The organism is Williamsia sp. z71 (genome assembly GCF_059553375.1).
Genome location: NZ_JCANWX010000004.1, coordinates 294,231 through 310,332, shown reverse-complemented (window position 1 = coordinate 310,332; position 16,102 = coordinate 294,231). Strand labels below are relative to the sequence as shown.

At 64.7% G+C, this 16,102-nt stretch carries 15 protein-coding genes; 8 read left to right on the top strand and 7 right to left on the bottom strand.

Translation table 11 applies throughout. From position 1 onward, the window contains the following. Window positions 1-175 precede the first annotated feature (175 nt). The 3 genes from AC51GR_RS12175 to AC51GR_RS12165 form a co-directional block, all read right to left on the bottom strand. Complete coding sequence (locus tag AC51GR_RS12175; protein ID WP_482140700.1) at window positions 176-481, bottom strand: DUF1416 domain-containing protein; 306 nt, start codon at window positions 479-481, stop codon at window positions 176-178. 2 nt (window positions 482-483) lie between these two features. After that, a complete protein-coding gene (locus AC51GR_RS12170; protein ID WP_496324898.1) occupies window positions 484-1,323 on the bottom strand; it encodes a sulfurtransferase in 840 nt (279 codons plus the stop codon). A gap of 385 nt (window positions 1,324-1,708) precedes the next feature. Next, window positions 1,709-2,521, bottom strand: a complete 813-nt coding sequence (locus AC51GR_RS12165; protein ID WP_496324897.1) for an LmeA family phospholipid-binding protein — start codon at window positions 2,519-2,521, stop codon at window positions 1,709-1,711. 180 nt (window positions 2,522-2,701) lie between these two features. On the opposite strand from AC51GR_RS12165, the gene AC51GR_RS12160 reads away from it, so the two are divergent. The 8 genes from AC51GR_RS12160 to AC51GR_RS12125 all read left to right on the top strand — a co-directional run bounded on the left by AC51GR_RS12160 (window position 2,702) and on the right by AC51GR_RS12125 (window position 10,768). Then, complete coding sequence (locus AC51GR_RS12160) at window positions 2,702-3,493, top strand: winged helix-turn-helix transcriptional regulator (protein WP_496324896.1); 792 nt, start codon at window positions 2,702-2,704, stop codon at window positions 3,491-3,493. Next, window positions 3,483-4,352: a mycothiol synthase gene (gene mshD, locus AC51GR_RS12155; RefSeq protein WP_496324895.1), complete on the top strand. Its 870-nt coding sequence runs from the start codon at window positions 3,483-3,485 to the stop codon at window positions 4,350-4,352. The genes AC51GR_RS12160 and mshD overlap by 11 nt, the downstream gene beginning before the upstream one ends. A 247-nt stretch (window positions 4,353-4,599) precedes the next feature. Continuing rightward, the gene (gene pstS / locus AC51GR_RS12150; protein ID WP_496324894.1) at window positions 4,600-5,652 is read left to right on the top strand and encodes a phosphate ABC transporter substrate-binding protein PstS; all 1,053 of its coding nucleotides are present in this window, start codon (window positions 4,600-4,602) and stop codon (window positions 5,650-5,652) included. Between the two features lie 83 nt (window positions 5,653-5,735). After that, window positions 5,736-6,752 (top strand): phosphate ABC transporter permease subunit PstC, encoded by a 1,017-nt coding sequence (gene pstC, locus AC51GR_RS12145; protein WP_496324893.1) that lies wholly within the window; start codon window positions 5,736-5,738, stop codon window positions 6,750-6,752. Window position 6,753: 1 nt separating this feature from the next. After that, entirely contained in the window at window positions 6,754-7,647 is an 894-nt protein-coding gene (gene pstA / locus AC51GR_RS12140) for a phosphate ABC transporter permease PstA (RefSeq protein WP_496324892.1), read from the top strand. Window positions 7,648-7,702: 55 nt separating this feature from the next. Then, complete coding sequence (gene pstB, locus AC51GR_RS12135; protein WP_496324891.1) at window positions 7,703-8,479, top strand: phosphate ABC transporter ATP-binding protein PstB; 777 nt, start codon at window positions 7,703-7,705, stop codon at window positions 8,477-8,479. A gap of 65 nt (window positions 8,480-8,544) precedes the next feature. After that, window positions 8,545-9,930: an FHA domain-containing protein gene (locus tag AC51GR_RS12130; RefSeq protein WP_496324890.1), complete on the top strand. Its 1,386-nt coding sequence runs from the start codon at window positions 8,545-8,547 to the stop codon at window positions 9,928-9,930. Further along, a complete protein-coding gene (locus tag AC51GR_RS12125) occupies window positions 9,920-10,768 on the top strand; it encodes a protein kinase domain-containing protein (protein WP_496324889.1) in 849 nt (282 codons plus the stop codon). The genes AC51GR_RS12130 and AC51GR_RS12125 overlap by 11 nt, the downstream gene beginning before the upstream one ends. A gap of 13 nt (window positions 10,769-10,781) precedes the next feature. Here AC51GR_RS12125 and phoU read toward each other — a convergent pair whose 3' ends face one another. From phoU to AC51GR_RS12105, 4 genes are all read right to left on the bottom strand, one after another. Further along, on the bottom strand, window positions 10,782-11,441 hold the full coding sequence (phoU, locus tag AC51GR_RS12120) for a phosphate signaling complex protein PhoU (protein WP_496324888.1): 660 nt from the start codon (window positions 11,439-11,441) through the stop codon (window positions 10,782-10,784). 94 nt (window positions 11,442-11,535) lie between these two features. Beyond that, window positions 11,536-13,620 carry an LCP family protein gene (locus tag AC51GR_RS12115; protein ID WP_496324887.1) on the bottom strand — a complete coding sequence of 695 codons (2,085 nt, stop codon included), beginning with the start codon at window positions 13,618-13,620 and terminating at the stop codon, window positions 11,536-11,538. Window positions 13,621-13,818: 198 nt separating this feature from the next. Beyond that, a complete protein-coding gene (gene dusB, locus AC51GR_RS12110; protein ID WP_496325057.1) occupies window positions 13,819-14,976 on the bottom strand; it encodes a tRNA dihydrouridine synthase DusB in 1,158 nt (385 codons plus the stop codon). 27 nt (window positions 14,977-15,003) lie between these two features. Continuing rightward, window positions 15,004-15,996 (bottom strand): acyl-ACP desaturase, encoded by a 993-nt coding sequence (locus tag AC51GR_RS12105; RefSeq protein WP_496324886.1) that lies wholly within the window; start codon window positions 15,994-15,996, stop codon window positions 15,004-15,006. Window positions 15,997-16,102: the final 106 nt, after the last annotated feature.

Here is a 16,102-nt window from a genome sequence, read left to right as displayed (position 1 = left end):
GAAACGCTGTGCGTGTGGGGATTGCCTCACTTTTGCGACGGTGCTCATCCAGCGGAGACGTGACCTTCTCCGCGGGCGTACGCGGCCAAGGCATTCACGTGGCCGGGGCGTCGGAAAGCACGACGGCCCGGTCCACCTCGAAAGGTGAACCGGGCCTTCGCCAGAGCCGAGGCTCTTACTTGCTGACGGTCACGTTCTGCTCGTGCACGCCGGCACCTTCGGGCTTCACGATGACGTCGCCGTTGCCGGTGGACGACAGCGCACGCAGCGTCCAGGTGCCGGGGGCGGCGAAGAATCGGAAGTCGCCGGTACCGCTGGCAACAACTTCGGCGGTGAACTCGCCGGTTCCGTCGAGCAGACGCACGAAGGCGCCGGCCACCGGGTTGCCGTCGGTGTCGAGCACCTGTCCGGTCAACACGGTCTCTTTTTCGGTATCGACACCGGCGGGCAGATTCTGTCCTTGTTTAGGCGCAGCACACATGATTACTTGTTCTCTCCCAGCTCGATCGGGGCGCCGACAAGTGAGCCGTATTCGACCCAGCTGCCGTCGTAGTTCTTGACATTCTTCTTACCGAGGATCTGATCGAGCACAAACCAGGTGTGGCTTGAGCGCTCGCCGATACGGCAGTAAGCGATGGTTTCCTTGGACTCGTCGAATCCCTTGTCGGCGTAAAGCTTTGCCAGATCTTCGTCGGACTTGAAGGTGCCGTCCTCGTTGGCGGTGGAGCTCCACGGGATGTTGATGGCTCCGGGGATGTGACCCCGCTGCTGAGCCTGCTCCTGCGGGAGGTGGGCCGGCGCGAGGATCTTGCCGGAGAACTCATCCGGGCTACGCACGTCGACGAGGTTCTTGTTGCCGATGGCGTTGATGACCTCGTCGCGGAAGGCGCGGATGCTGGTGTCGGGCTCTTCGGCCTTGTAGGTCGTGGCCGAACGGGTGACCTCGTCCTTCGACAGCTCGCGGCCGTCGAGTTCCCACTTCTTGCGGCCGCCGTCGATCAGCTTGACGTCCTTGTGGCCATACAGCTTGAAGTACCAGTAGGCGTATGCGGCGAACCAGTTGTTGTTGCCGCCGTAGAGCACAACGGTGTCGTCGTTGGAAACGCCTTTGGCCGAGAGGAGTTCGGAGAACTGCTCCCGGTTCAGGAAGTCGCGACGAACGCCGTCCTGCAGGTCCTTGCGCCAATCCAGGCGGATGGCGCCTTCGATGTGGCCGCCTTCGTAGGCCGAGGTGTCTTCGTCGACCTCGATGAAGACGGTCTTGTCGGCCTTCAGGTTCTGCTCAGCCCAATCAGCGCTGACCAGGACATCGGAGCGAGCCATGGTTTTCCTTTCGTAGAGGGGTATTGCGTCCAGGTTTGAATCGGTGATCGATAGAGATCTGGCATAGCTGGTGACGTGAGGTGATCGCCTGGGAACAGCACAGATGGCTGACCAGGGGGCACCGGCATACGGGGCACAGAAGAATGCTGTGAAAAGCCCGTCGACTACCGGCTCAGACAGCAACAGTTGGCGATACGACAGAAGTCGATCGCCCGGCGACGTGTGAGCATCAACTCACGGCCCAGTTGCATGAGCGCCAGACTACCGCAGTCATGCAACCCACTTCGGTCCAGCTCCGCTTCGCTCCGTGTCCGGGGTTGGTCCAGCTCCGCTTCGCTCCGTGTCCGGGGTTGGTTCAGCTCCGCTTCGCTCCGTGTCCGGGGTTTCAGGACCCTTGCCAAAACTCGGCCGCGGTCACCACCAGCGGTTTCGGATCGGCGGAGAGAACTACGTCACTGCCCTGTGTCGCCACCGACGCTGCAGGCAGCGACCAGGGGAGCGGGAGGACGGGAAGTGTCCGGGAGAACTGGGCCAGGACGGCCGGCAGCTGCTCGGGCGAGACATCGGAGTCGACGTGCTCGGCGGAGCCGGAGTAGAGGCCGGTCGCATCGATGCGCAAGGCGCCGCGATGGATCGACAGATCGACGGCAACGCTGACTCTTTCGCGGTCGGCATCTCGAATGTGACCGAGATTACCCGGATTTGGCAAATTGACCGTCGCGGTCAGAATTACGCCTGAGCTGGCAGAAAGGATGCCGTCACCGGGTCCGCCACCCCCGGCCTTGTCGTCGGGTGCCGGAGTGTTGACGGTCAGGTCGTCGAAACCAAGGAATCGGCCCAGGTTCACCGAGTCGATCTTCAACGACCCGCTCACCTTGTCGACCCGCAACTGCGTCATCGCCCCGATCAGCCACGCGCCACCGATCCGGTTGACGCCGGACAGGTTGGAGCGGAGGTCCCCGCGACGGCCATTGCCCAGGTCAGTGCCCCTGGCGGTGATACCGATGCGCTCATACTCGTCGCGCGTTGCGGCGGCGATGAAGGGGAAACCGGTGATCGTCACCTCGGGGTCGAACTCCAGGTCCGAGGCGGATCGGAGGGCCAGCGAATAGTGGCGTTCCGCGTAGGCGGCGGCGGCGAAGTCGATACCGACCGCGGCGAGGACGACGATCAGTACGCCGGCCAGCAGTTTGCGCACCGAAACCCTTCGTTAGGTGGACTTTGACCCCGGGTCCACCGTGGCCGCCGGTCGCCGCTCATTTGTTTAGAGGGGACTTGTTAACGGGCAGGGACCGATATGGCGCTATTCTGACATCTGTCTCGCACACGTTGGTAAGGCAGCGTACATAAATACGTACCTTCGAGATCGGAGTGGTTTGTGGATCTCTTGTTACTGACAGCCGATCCCACCCCTGAGTCCGTACTGCCGTCGTTGTCACTGCTGGCTCACACCGTCCGCGTAGCACCCACCGAGGTGTCCTCGTTGATGGAAGCAGGCAATGCAGATGTAGCCATCGTGGATGCGCGTTCTGATCTGGCGGCCGCACGCGGTCTGTGCCGGCTGCTGGGGAGTACGGGTTCATCGGTGCCCGTCGTTGCTGTGTTGACCGAGGGCGGCCTGGTGGCCGTGAACTCGGAGTGGGGTCTTGACGATTTCCTGTTGCCGGCAACAGGTCCGGCCGAACTGGACGCGCGACTTCGCCTGCTGGTGGTTCGCAGTCGCGGCGTCACCGCCGAAGAAGCCAGTGGCAAGGTCACCCTCGGTGACCTGGTCATCGACGAAGGGACGTACACCGCACGGTTGCGTGGTCGTCCCCTGGATCTGACCTACAAAGAGTTCGAGTTGCTGAAGTACCTCGCGCAGAACGCCGGCCGGGTCTTCACCCGTGCGCAGCTGCTGCAAGAGGTATGGGGCTACGACTTCTTCGGCGGCACCCGAACCGTCGACGTCCACGTCCGACGGCTCCGCGCAAAGCTCGGTGCCGAGCACGAGGCGCTGATCGGTACGGTGCGCAACGTCGGTTACAAGGCCGTGCGGCCCAGCCGTGGCGGACGTACCCCGGACGCGAACGGAAGTGCCACGGACGGAAGCGAATTGGAAGATCTAGTCGATTCCGACGAGGTCGACTTCCCAGACGCGGAGTACAGTTCCAGCACCAATGGGAGCTGAACCGGGCAGCCCGGAGTTCATCGGGCGAATCACAGAAATTCTCGACGCCGCGACCGCCGTCGACGGAGTCGCGCCGTTGGGTGAGCAGGCCGTCAAAGGTGTCGGTCGTCCCGGTGTCGTCGAGGTCACCGTCGAGGACGACGATCAAATCGTCGGCTACGCAAATGTGACACCGGCCCGCGACGACGAACCCGCAGTCATCGAATTGGTGGTCGACCCGGACCACCGTCGCCGGGGACACGGCAGGGCGTTGCTCGATGAGACGCGAAACCGGATCACCGGTGACGTCCGGGTCTGGGCCCACGGCGATCTGCCTGCGGCCCGGGCACTGGCCGCGGCTTCCGGGCTGACTGCGCGGCGACAGCTGCTGCAGTTGCGCCGGCCACTGCCGAATCCGGCCTTGCCGGAACTGGTCGTCCCCGACGATGTGGTGCTCCGGACATACGCCGGACCATCCGATGACGCCGAGATCATTCGCGTCAACAATGTGGCCTTCGCCTGGCATCCGGAACAGGGTGGTTGGGGCTCGCAGCAGATCGATGAACGTACGGGCGCGGCATGGTTCGATCCGGCCGGGTTGTTCCTGGCATTCGATGCCGCAGACCCGCACCGGCTGCTCGGATTCCACTGGACCAAGATTCACTCGCCATCGCTGGGCGAGGTCTACATCGTCGGAGTCGACGCCGCCGCGCAAGGCCGTGGGCTCGGCCGCCTGCTCACCCTGGCGGGTCTGCACTACCTCGCCGACCAGGGCGTCGACGAGGTAGAACTCTACGTCGAGGGCGACAACACGGCTGCGCTGAACACCTACGGCAAGCTCGGATTCGGGCAATACGCGAGCGATGTGGCCTACGGCTGATCCGACCATCGGGTGTCCGGTGGACATCTGTTCGCCACCGCAGGTGGCACGAAGGTGAACAGTGGGTGGACACCTCGAATTTCCCCTGCGTGAGCCATTGCGAAGGCCGATGTTGTATTCATCTGCGGTTCACCACACGTAGGCGATCCAGACATGACGGACCTCTAGCTTTCAACAGGGACGCTTTAGGCGTCGGATGGCGGCTCGAATCGCGAGATGTCACGGAAAGTCCATGGAGGAGTCTTCGTTGAGAATGAAGTCAAGTGCTGCGCTCGTCAGCGCGGCCGCGGTCACTGCTCTGGTGTTGTCCGCGTGTGGCAGCGAGGGGGACGGTGGCACCGTCAGCGGTGAGGGATCGACCGCGCAGCAGAAGGCGATGGAGCATTTCCAGGTCGTCGTCGCCGACAACGGTGGCATCGTGCTGAACTACACCGGTTCGGGTTCAGGCGACGGGGTTTCCAAGTTCTTGAGCAGCGACGTCGACTTCGCCGGCTCGGACTCCCCACTGAAGGGCGAGGAGATCGCCGAGGCGAAGACGCGCTGCGGCGGAAACGACGCCTGGCACATCCCGATGGTGGCCGGACCGGTCGCCATCGGCTACAACCTGCCCGGCGTCGAGGGGCTCGTTCTCGACCCGACTGTGCTCGCCGGCATCTTCGACTCGAAGATCACCACGTGGAACGCGCCGGAGATCGCGGCCCTGAACCCGGGCGTCGAACTGCCCGCCACCCCCATCGTTCCGGTGCACCGCAGCGACAGTTCGGGCACCACCGACAACTTCCAGCGCTTCCTGCAGAGTGCGGCGCCGCAGGCCTGGCCGTACGAGCACGACAAGACCTTCCTGGGACAGGGCGGCTCGGGCGCCGCCAAATCGACCGGGGTCGGTGACACGGTCAAGAAGACCCCCGGCTCGGTGACGTACGTCGAGTGGGGATTCGCCGAGGAGAACGGTCTGGGTATCGCGCAGATCGACTTCGGTGTCGGTGCCACCGAGCTCAACGGTGACACGTCCGCCAAGGCACTCGACGCGGTCGAGTTCAAGGACCCCACGTCCAAGGACCTGATCGTCGACACCGACGCGCTGTACTCACTGAAGGAGCCGGGTGCGTACCCGCTGCTGCTGACGCCGTACTCGATCGTCTGCTCCGCAGGCTACGAAGGTGACATCTCGACGACCCTCAAGGATGCGTTCACCACCATCCTCGACGACGGTCAGGACGGACTGGCAGAGCTCGGCTACACACCTCTGCCCGATGAGTACAAAGCTAAACTGCAGTCGACCATCGACGCACTGGCCTGATCGCCTAGCGAGGGAGACCGTATACAAGAAGCGGTAGAGGGTCGATGACAGAGACTGACGACACGACGAGGGCGAAAGGGCTTATGAGCTCCTCGACGACTCAACCCGGTACCACCACCGGTGGCGGTGGGCCGACAGAACCCGACGGGTCCGAGTTCAAGACCGGCGGTTCGGCGATTCGATTGGGCGACCGGATCTTCCGGACCCTGTCGGTGGGATCCGGCATCTTCATCTCGGTGATCATCGGACTGATCGCGCTCTTCCTGGTGGTCCAGGCGGTCCCCTCCATGCTCGACAACGAAGAGAACTTCTTCACCTACTCGGGTCCGTGGACCACAGAGCCCGGGGACATGCGGTTCGGCATCCTGGGTCTGCTCTACTCGACGTTGGTGGTCTCGATCATCGCGTTGGTGCTGGCCATGCCGATCGCGCTGGGAATCTCGATCTTCCTCACCGAGTACGCACCCAAACGGCTGGTCAGCCCGATTGCTTACGTGATCGATCTGCTCGCGGCGGTGCCGTCGATCGTCTACGGCCTGTGGGGCATCCTGGTCCTGGGGCCGGCCCTGGTGCCGGTCAACGAATGGCTCGTGGGCAACCTCGGCTTCATGCCGTTCTTCCAGGAGCCGTCACAGGTCACCAACATGTCGACCGGTGGAACGATGCTCACCGCAGGCATCGTCCTGGCGGTGATGATTCTGCCGATCATCACCTCGGTGACCCGTGAGGTGTTCGTTCAGACGCCGGTCGGCCACCGTGAAGCCGCGCTGGCACTGGGCGCGACCAAGTTCGAGGTCGTCCGGGTGGCGGTGATCCCGTTCGGATTCTCCGGTTACATCAGCGGATCGATGCTCGGTCTGGGACGCGCCCTCGGCGAGACGATGGCGTTGCTGCTCATCATCTCGACCGCGGGACCGATCGACTTCAACCTCATGGAGAGCGGCGAGACCTTCGCCACCAAGATCGCCAACAACGCGGCCGAGTTCGATTCACCGTCCAAGACCGGTGCCTACATCGCCGCCGGCCTCGCGCTGTTCGTTCTGACCTTCGTCGTGAACTCTGCAGCACGGGCTGTCATCAGCGGAAAGAAGGCGAAGTGACATGACCACACTCGACGCGAGCACTGCACCGGTCAAACGCACACCCTCGGGCTTCACGCCGGTCAAGAGAAGCCGCAAGATCGGCGACAAGGGTGCCGCGGTGCTGGTCACCGCAGCGGTTGTCATCGCCATGATCCCGTTGGCCTGGTTGGTCTGGACCCTGCTCTCCCGTGGGCTGTCGACCATCCTCGACGCGCAGTGGTGGCAGAAGTCGGAACTGCGGGGTGGCGCGCTCAATGCGATCGTCGGAACGCTCCAGCAGACCGCGCTGGCCGCCGTCATCGCGATCCCGATCGGCATCTTCGTGGCGATCTACCTGGTCGAGTACGGCAACAATTCGCTGCTCGCGCGGATCACCACCTTCATGGTCGACATCCTCTCGGGTGTGCCCTCCATCGTGGCCGCGCTGTTCGTCTACGCGGTGTGGCGCACCACGTTCGGGCTGCCACGTTCGGGTTTCGTGGTCGCCCTGGCGCTGGTGCTGCTGATGGCACCGATCGTGGTCAGAGCGACAGAGGAAATGCTCAAGGTCGTCCCGCAAGATCTGAGGGAGGCGTCCTACGCCCTCGGCGTGCCCAAGTGGAAGACGATCGCCCTGATCGTTCTGCCCACCGCACTGTCGGGGATCGTCACCGGCGTGATGCTGGCGATAGCCCGGGTGATGGGCGAGTCGGCGCCGGTCCTGATCCTGGTCGGGTCGACAAAGGTGCTCAACACCAACCCATTCGACGGTAATCAACAGTCGCTGCCCCTGATGATGGTGCAGCAGTACAACAACGGTCCCGGCGCGTTCGACACGGTGTGGGGCGCAGCGTTGACGCTGGTGATCCTGGTGGCGATCGTGTACTTCGGCGCCAAGCTCGTCTCCAAGGTGTTCTCGCCCAAGAAGTTCTGACGCGAACCCCACTCCCGACGCCCCGGCCCGGTAGCGAACGAAAGAAACTCAATCCATGGCAAAGCGCCTCGATATCAAAGACCTGAACATCTACTACAGCGCCTTCCACGCGGTCAAGGACGTGAGCCTGGAGGTGCCGCCGCGCTGCATCACCGCATTCATCGGTCCGTCCGGTTGTGGCAAGTCGACGGTGCTGCGCACGCTCAACCGGATGCATGAGGTCACCCCCGGTGCCCGCGTCGAGGGCAAGGTGTTGCTCGACGGCGAGGACATCTACAGCAAGAGCATCGACCCGGTGTCGGTGCGTTCGACCATCGGCATGGTGTTCCAGCGGCCCAATCCGTTCCCGACGATGTCCATCAAGGACAACGTGGTGGCCGGTCTGCGACTGCAGGGCCTGCGGGACAAGAAGAAGCTCGACGAGGTCGCCGAGCGCAGCCTGCGTGGCGCGAACCTCTGGGAAGAGGTCAAAGACCGTCTCGACAAGCCCGGTGGCAGCCTGTCCGGCGGTCAGCAGCAGCGTCTGTGCATCGCGCGCGCCATTGCGGTGTCGCCCGAGGTGCTGTTGATGGACGAGCCCTGCTCGGCCCTCGACCCGATTTCGACGCTGGCCATCGAAGAGCTGATCAACGAGCTCAAGAAGGACTTCACCATCGTCATCGTCACCCACAACATGCAGCAGGCTGCACGGGTCAGTGATCAGACGGCATTCTTCAATCTGGCCGGTGTCGGTCAGCCCGGTCAGCTGATCGAGGTCAGCGATACGGAGACGATGTTCTCCAATCCAGGGCAACGGGCCACAGAGGATTACATCTCCGGTCGTTTCGGCTAGTCCGATCGACTGTCGCCGGGGCCTCGAACGGCCGGAATTCCGGCGGCATGGGTGATGATGGGAAAGTGACGGTCAAACATCCGGTCAGCGTGCTGCCTGGCCGTGGCATCGCCCTCCGGCGCGGGCCCTCATTGCTTCTCATCGACGCCGATCCGACCAAAACCAGTGCGACACTGACCGATCTTGCGCGCATTGCCACCGAGCCGTCGTCCGAATCGGGTGCCCGGGAAGGTTCTCGGCTGCGGGCACTGACGAAATGGCTGCTGGCCAACGAGGACAGCAGCCCCGACTTCGCGGTGATCTCGACCGATTCCCGCGGTGGGCTCGAGGTATTCGTCTACGGCGCTGCGACCGCGCGGATGTACCTCACCGAACTCGCGTCCCCCGAGGTTGTTCGCGGGGTGGACTCCGGATTCCTGGTTCAGCGCAGTTATCCCCGCAGCCTCCATGCGGTGGCGATCACGATCGACGAGACCGACCCGCTCTCCGGTGGTCCCATCGGAGCCTCCGGGATCGCGCCGTCCCACATCTTCTCCCTCGAGAAGGGCGCCGCCCCGGGCGCCGGGATGATCCTGTGGCCGTCGGCGTCACCGTCGACCGACAGCGCGGTATACCTGACCCCGCAGACCGCAGCGATCGCCGATGCGCCGGAGTCGACTCCGCTGATGGTCGGGGCCACCGGGAGCGACGCCGAAACACCTCTGTTCCCACCGATGTTGGCCGTTCGGCTCGACGATGTCGAAGGGGCGACGCACAGCGCCCGCAGTCCGCTCCCCATCGTCGGCGGTCCCCGCCGGCCCGCCGGATCCCGGCGCGGGGTGGCCGAACCGACGTTGGTCCCACCCCAGGACGTGTTGGATTCCGTGTTGTCCTCGGCGCCGACCGACGTCGCCAACCGTCCCGTCAAGGTCGACAACTCGCGTGTGTCGGCACGTGAGCAGAAGCTGCAGATCCACGGGTTGCTCTGTGCGAACGGGCATATCAACGATCCGCGGCTTCCGGTGTGCACCCGCTGCGGTATCCGGATCGACCGGCACACCGGGGCGTTGGTGCAGGGTCCCCGACCGCCGTTGGGGCTGTTGGTGATCGACGACGGGTCCACCTACATCGTGGCCGGGGATCTGTTGATCGGCCGTGATCCGGAACCGATGGTCGCCGGGCGTGGCGGTGTGGCAGCCGGTGGGATCGGGCCGTTGGACCCGATCCGGATCAATGACACCTCCGGATCGATGTCGCGCGCGCATTGTGAACTGCGCCTCGTTGATTGGGAGGTGCGGGTGATCGATGCCGGTTCGGTCAACGGCACCTATGTGCGGCACCCGCGAGCGCCGGGTTGGATCACGTTGCGACGTGGCCAGGAGGCAGTGCTCTACCCGGGTTCGCAATTGCGGGTGGGTAGCCGATCGTTGCTGTTCGAGTCGCCGCACGGGAGGGTGAGCGATGTACGTTGATCCGCGGTCGGGATCCGATGCGCGCAGATCGCCTGTGGCGATCGCGGACTATCGGATCGTTCGTGCGCTCGGTGCGGGCAGTCACGGTGTCTGTTACCTCGCGCAGGCCCCGGACCGCCTCGCGCTCGACGTCGAACACGTTGCGCTGAAAGTCTTTTCGAACCCGGTGGGTGAGGACGCGTTCCATCGTGGCGTCCGTGAACTCCGAACATTCTCAGACGTGCGCTCGTCGCACCTGCTCCGGGTGTACGAGGCGGCATTGGGTGATCAGTTCATGTACTCGATGGCCTATCTGGCGGGCGGTTCGATGACGGCGCCGGCCATGCCGCTGCGGCGTGAACAGGCGCTGGCGATACTCGAAGGCGCCGCACGTGGCGCACACGACATGCACGAGGCGGGCCTGGTCCACGGTGACATCAAGCCCGGCAACGTCCTGATCGGCGGCGACGAGGACGGGCCGGTGGGTGTACTCAGTGCGCTGGGTCTGGCCCGGGTGATCACCGCCGCGACGGCAGTCAGCGGGGTCGGATCGTCGGCGACGTTGGAGTTCGCCGATCCCGATATGCTGGTCGGTCAGACACCTTCGCGGGCAACGGATCTGTGGGCGCTGGGAGCGACTATCCATCGGACGCTGACCGGGGAGGGGCTTTACGGAGAGCTCCCGGACATGCAACCGTTGGTGGCCATCCGGACAGTGCAGTCGACCAAGCCCGTGCTCAGCGCTGCGCTCTCGGCGGCCGAGCGGGACCTGGTGTCGGAATGCCTTGCACCGCATGGCGACAGATTCCGTACCGCGGCCGAACTCGCCGATCGTATCGCCGAGATCGCCGGCCGCTGACGGTTGTTGAGTGTCAGACCTCGGAGAACTGCTCCGGGGTCTGGCCGGTCGCCTGGAAGACCACCCGGCGGCCGATGAGGACCGCGTGGTCGGAGAAGCGCTCGTAATAGCGGCCGAGCAGCGTGACGTCGACGGCAGCGGCAACGCCGTATTGCCAGTCGCGATCCATCAGCACGGTGAACAGATGCCGGTGCAGATCATCCATCGCATCGTCGTCGTCCTGCAGTTTCAATGCGTCTTCGGGGTTCTGGTTGTTGAGGACCTCACGCGCGCTGGACGCCATGGCCACGGCCAGCCGTCCCATTTCGGCGAAGTAGCCGTTGACCTCGTCCGGGAGAGCCTTGGCCGGGTGACGCCGGCGCGCAACCTTCGCGACGTGCAGCGCCAACGCACCCATCCGCTCGATGTCGGCGACGATCTGGAAGCCGCTGACGATCGCCCGCAGGTCGCCGGCCACCGGTGCCTGTAGGGCCAGGATGGCGAAAGCGCGTTCCTCGGCCGTGGTCGACAGGGTCGTCAGCTGTTCGTGGGCACCGATGACCTCTTCGGCGACGGCCAGGTCACCTTGTAGCAAGGCCTCGGTGGACCGCTCCATCGCGATCCCGGCCAACTCACACATCTGTCCCAGAACTCCGTTGAGTTCTGCCATCTGCTCAATGTACGCACTCCGCATATGCCCACCGTACTGCCACAAACAGGGCAAATGGTTGTCAGGTGGTGAACTGCAAATGAACGGCTGCCGTGTACTCCGGACCCGGAGGCGCTCATCACGTGCAGGTGGCGTCGCCCGCGTTGGTCACCGTGAGGTCGTTGGGGAGTTCGTCGGGACTGGAGTCCCGGGCCAGTTCCCGGACGCTGACCTGCGCACCTTCGGCCGGTGCGTCGTCCAGGGCGCCCGAGAAATCGCTGCCCAGGATGACCTCGATGCCTGAGCTGACCGTGGAATCCGCCTGGATCGAGGCACCGGGGAACATCTGGGCGACCGTCGCCGCGGATTCCCTTTCGCCGGTGGCGTACCGCACGACCGTGTCGGTGCGGTTTTCGGAGGCATCGGCGACGCCGTAGATCTGGAAGCCGAAATTGGCCAGATCGTTGGCGGTTTCGGCGGCGATTCCACTGGTGCCGGTCCCGTTGAGGACGCGTAGCGAAACGGAGTACGGCGAGAGCGCGGTGACCGTCAACTCGGCGGGCTTGGGCGTGGTGGTCGCCGGGGCGGGAGCCGGGGTGCCCGATTCCGGTGTCTCGGACTTTTCACCGGGGAGCGGCAAGTCGTTGATGATCGCGTTGAAGATGGCGTCGATGTCGTCGAGCCGGGGGATCTCGTTGCCCGACCCGTCCTCGGCGGTCCCCGAGGTGGGCACCGTCAGGAAGGTCACCCGGCCCGCGTCGAGGCCCTGCATCGATTGCCCCAGTTCGACGAGGTTGTCGGTGTTGACCTGATCGACATAGCTGTATTTGATGAAGGTGTCGATGATTCCGTTGAGCGTGCTCGGGTTGGTCAGGACCTGGCTCGACAGCGCTCCGCGCAGCAGCGACGACATGAACAGTTGCTGCCGTTTGATGCGTCCGTAGTCACCGTTGCCCTCGGTTTCGATGTTGCGGGCCCGCACGTAGTCCAGCGCTTTGGCGCCCTTCAGCGTCTTCTTGCCGGGTTTGGCGAGGATGGTGCCGAGCTCGTAGTCCTTCAGCGGCGTTGTCGAGCAGACCTCGACGCCGCCGATCTTGTTGACCACCTGCTCGAAGCCGTAGAAATCCATGGCGATGAAGTGGTTGATGTTCAGGCCGGTCATGGAGGTGAGGGTGTCGACCAGACACTTCGGACCACCGTCGCCGTACACGCTGTTGAGCTTCATGCCGGTCGCCGCGGGGATCTCGTCGGAGGTGTATTCGCCGTCCTCGTTGTTCCAGGCGGCGCATTCGGGCCGGTCGACCTGCAGATCACGCGGAAATGACACGGCGACGACGCGGCTACGGTCGGCCGGGATGTTCACCATGATGACGGTGTCCGAGCGGGCGATGCCCCCGAAATCAGCGCTGTCGCCGGCGCCGACGGTGCCGTTCTGTCCGGCGCGGGTGTCGGTACCGACGATCAGGTAGGTCTCGTCGCCGGTCTGCAGCTGTTTGTCGCGGATCTGCTCGTTGTCGGGGTTCACCGCGTCGACGGTGTTCCAGTTGCCGTCCTTGACCTTCTGATATCCCCACACCGCGCCCGTGCCGAGCAACGCCATCACGCAGGCGAGAGCGATGAGGATCCGGCCACCCACGGTGGCGCGATGTATCAGGTGCCTGTGGTCGCGGGGCTCGGCAGGTGTGTCGCGCCGGCGGGAGGCGGTACCGGTATCGGAACTGACCGCTCGCGGCACCCTGGGCGCGGGCTCGTCGGCAGCCGGATCCGGGACCCGGGCCGAAGCGCTGATCGGCGCGATGTACTCGGTGACCGCGGCGTCGGACGCGGCGGGGATGACCTCGGTGTTCGCCTCGGCCTCGGCGTACGGGGGCTCCCCGGGGCCGACGATCTGCTCGGTCGGTGCCTCGGCCGGGCCCACCCGGCGGGGACGCCGGGGGGTGGATGTGGTCGACGGGGGTGGATTCGCCGGGGGAGCGGGATGGTCGGTGTTCTGCGGTGGCGGTGGGGCGCTCTCAGGGGTGTCACCGGGTTCCGCGGCGTCGGACGCGGCCGCGGCATTCATCCGGTTGAGCAGCTCGCGGACGGTCAGCCGATTGCGGGCACCCTCGGTCAACCCGCGGCTGGTCGGCTCCCGCAACACCTCGTCAGAGGGCGCGCCGAGCTGGCGGCGAATCTCATTGCGGCGTTCCTCGGACGCACGTGCCCGGAGTTCGTCGTCGCTCACCCATGTTCCTTCAGCCATCTGGGCGCCGGGCTGTATCTCAGGCCCGGCTGATCGCTCAGCGGGCACGGCGCCGACTCGATAATACTGATCAAAACGGTCGCATCCCTATGTGAGGGATGAGAATGTGCCGTGCGGCATGCCGATATGCGACAGCATGGATCTCGAGTTCGTGAACGGGATCGTCGGGATGGGGCGGGTTCAGCCGCCCGAATGCATGACCTCGGCCCCGGCCGGGACCGCCTCGTCGTCGGGGTCGTCGAGCCAGCCGTCGGGCAGTGCCACCGCCGAGGGTGAACCCTGGCGGCCGCGTGGACCGTGTGCATCGTCGGGGAACGGCACGTCAGCGGGCAATTGCCCCACCAGATCGGCCAGTTGGGTCACGGTCTCGACCAACGCCATCTGGCGCCGCAGCTCCGAACCCACGGGGAAGCCGCGGAGGTACCAGGCGACGTGCTTGCGGATCTCCCGCATGCCTTTGAACTCGCCGTGATGATCGGCGAGCAGTTGTCCGTGCCGGACAATGATCTGCGCCACTTCACCGAGATTTGGGGCCACCGGGGCAGGAGTGCCGTTCAATTCGGCACTGAGTTCGGCGAACAGCCACGGGCGGCCGAGGCAGCCGCGACCGATCACCACGCCGTCGCAACCGGTCTCGTACATCATCCGGGTGGCATCGGCGGGTTCGAAGATGTCGCCGTTGCCGAGCACCGGAACATCGGTGACGTGTTCCTTGAGGCGCGAGATCTGGTTCCAGTCGGCATTGCCCGAGTACCGCTGCGATGCGGTACGTGCATGCAACGCAACAGCTTTCGCGCCCTCGGCGGCGGCGATACGGCCGGCGTCGAGGTGTGTGTGGTGGTCTTCGTCGATGCCGACCCGGAACTTGACCGTGACCGGGACATCGGTGCCCTCGGTGGCGCGGACCGCAGCGGCGACGATGTTCGCGAACAGGCGGCGTTTGTACGGAATCGCCGAACCGCCACCCTTACGGGTGACCTTGGGGACCGGGCAGCCGAAGTTCATGTCGATGTGGTCGGCGAGGTTCTCGTCGACGATCATCTTCGCCGCGGCGTAGGTGTACTCCGGATCGACCGTGTACAGCTGCATCGACCTGGGGTTTTCCTCCGGGCCGAACGTGGTCATGTGCATCGTGACGGGGTGCCGCTCGACCAGGGCGCGCGCGGTGACCATTTCGCAGACGTAAAGTCCGGCGACGGTGCCCGTGCGGGCGAGTTCGAGTTCGCGGCACAACGTGCGGAAGGCAACATTGGTCACCCCGGCCATCGGGGCCAGGACCACCGGGCTGGACAGCTCGATGGACCCGATCCGCAGGGCCGGGGTGTTCGTCTCAGTCAGTAGAGCGGTCAGCGCAGTGTTTTCTGTTTAGGAGGCGGCAGCGGCTTTTTCGCGCTTGGCGGCTTCACGCGCCAGCGAACGATCACGCATCTCTTCGAACTTGAGGGTGTCGGCTTCGAGCTTCTGCAGGAAGGCGGCGAGATCTTCGCGGATCTTCTCGCCCTCCGGGCCGAAGTCGTCGCGCTCGAAGATGTTCCACTTGCGCAGCACGGGCTGGACGACCTCTTCGAGATGCTGACGCAGGTCGTAGATGCCGTGCTTGGCCATCAGGACACCGTTGCGGCGGAAGTTGGGCATACCGGCGCCGGGCATCTGGAAGTTGGACACGATCTCGTAGATCGCCTTCATCGTCTGATCGGGGACCAGATCGAGGGCAGCGCCGCAGATGTTGCGGTAGAAGACCATGTGCAGGTTCTCGTCGGCGGCGATGCGCTGCAGCATCCGGTCGGCGATCGGATCGTTGCAGGCCTTGCCGGTGTTGCGGTGCGAGACGCGGGTCGCGAGTTCCTGGAACGTCACGTACGCGACCGATCGCAGGATGCCGGCAGCCTCTTCGCCCAGCTCGTCGGCGCGGTCGCCGGCGGCCTGCAGCGGGGAGTAGCCGTTGGTCATGTGGATCATGCGGGCCTCTTCGAGGGCCACGGGATCGACACCGCGGGTGACCACGAGGTAGTCGCGCATCACGATGCCGTGCCGGTTCTCTTCCGCGGTCCAACGGCCGACCCAGTGGCCCCACGCGTCGTCCATCGAGAAGTTCTCGGCGATCTCGCGGTGGTAGGACGGCAGGTTGTCCTCGGTCAGCAGGTTGGTGACCATCGCGGCCTTGGCGACCTCGTCGAGTCGTGACTGCTCGGGATCCCAGTCGACGCCACCGAGAGCGGCGAAGTTCTGGCCTTCATCCCACGGCACATAGTCGTGGGGATGCCAATCCCTCGTCGTACGCAGGTGGCGGTTGACGTTTTCTTCGGCCGCCGGTGACAGTTCCTTCAGTAGCTCAAGTTGGGTCAACTCGCGTGCCATCAGATATTCCTCCAGGAAGGGCTCGGCTGTAAGGCTTCAGGGTACGGGATCGTGATGCCGTCACCCAAGTTGTTGCGCGGCGCGCTCGGCCGGTGAAAAGCGGCGC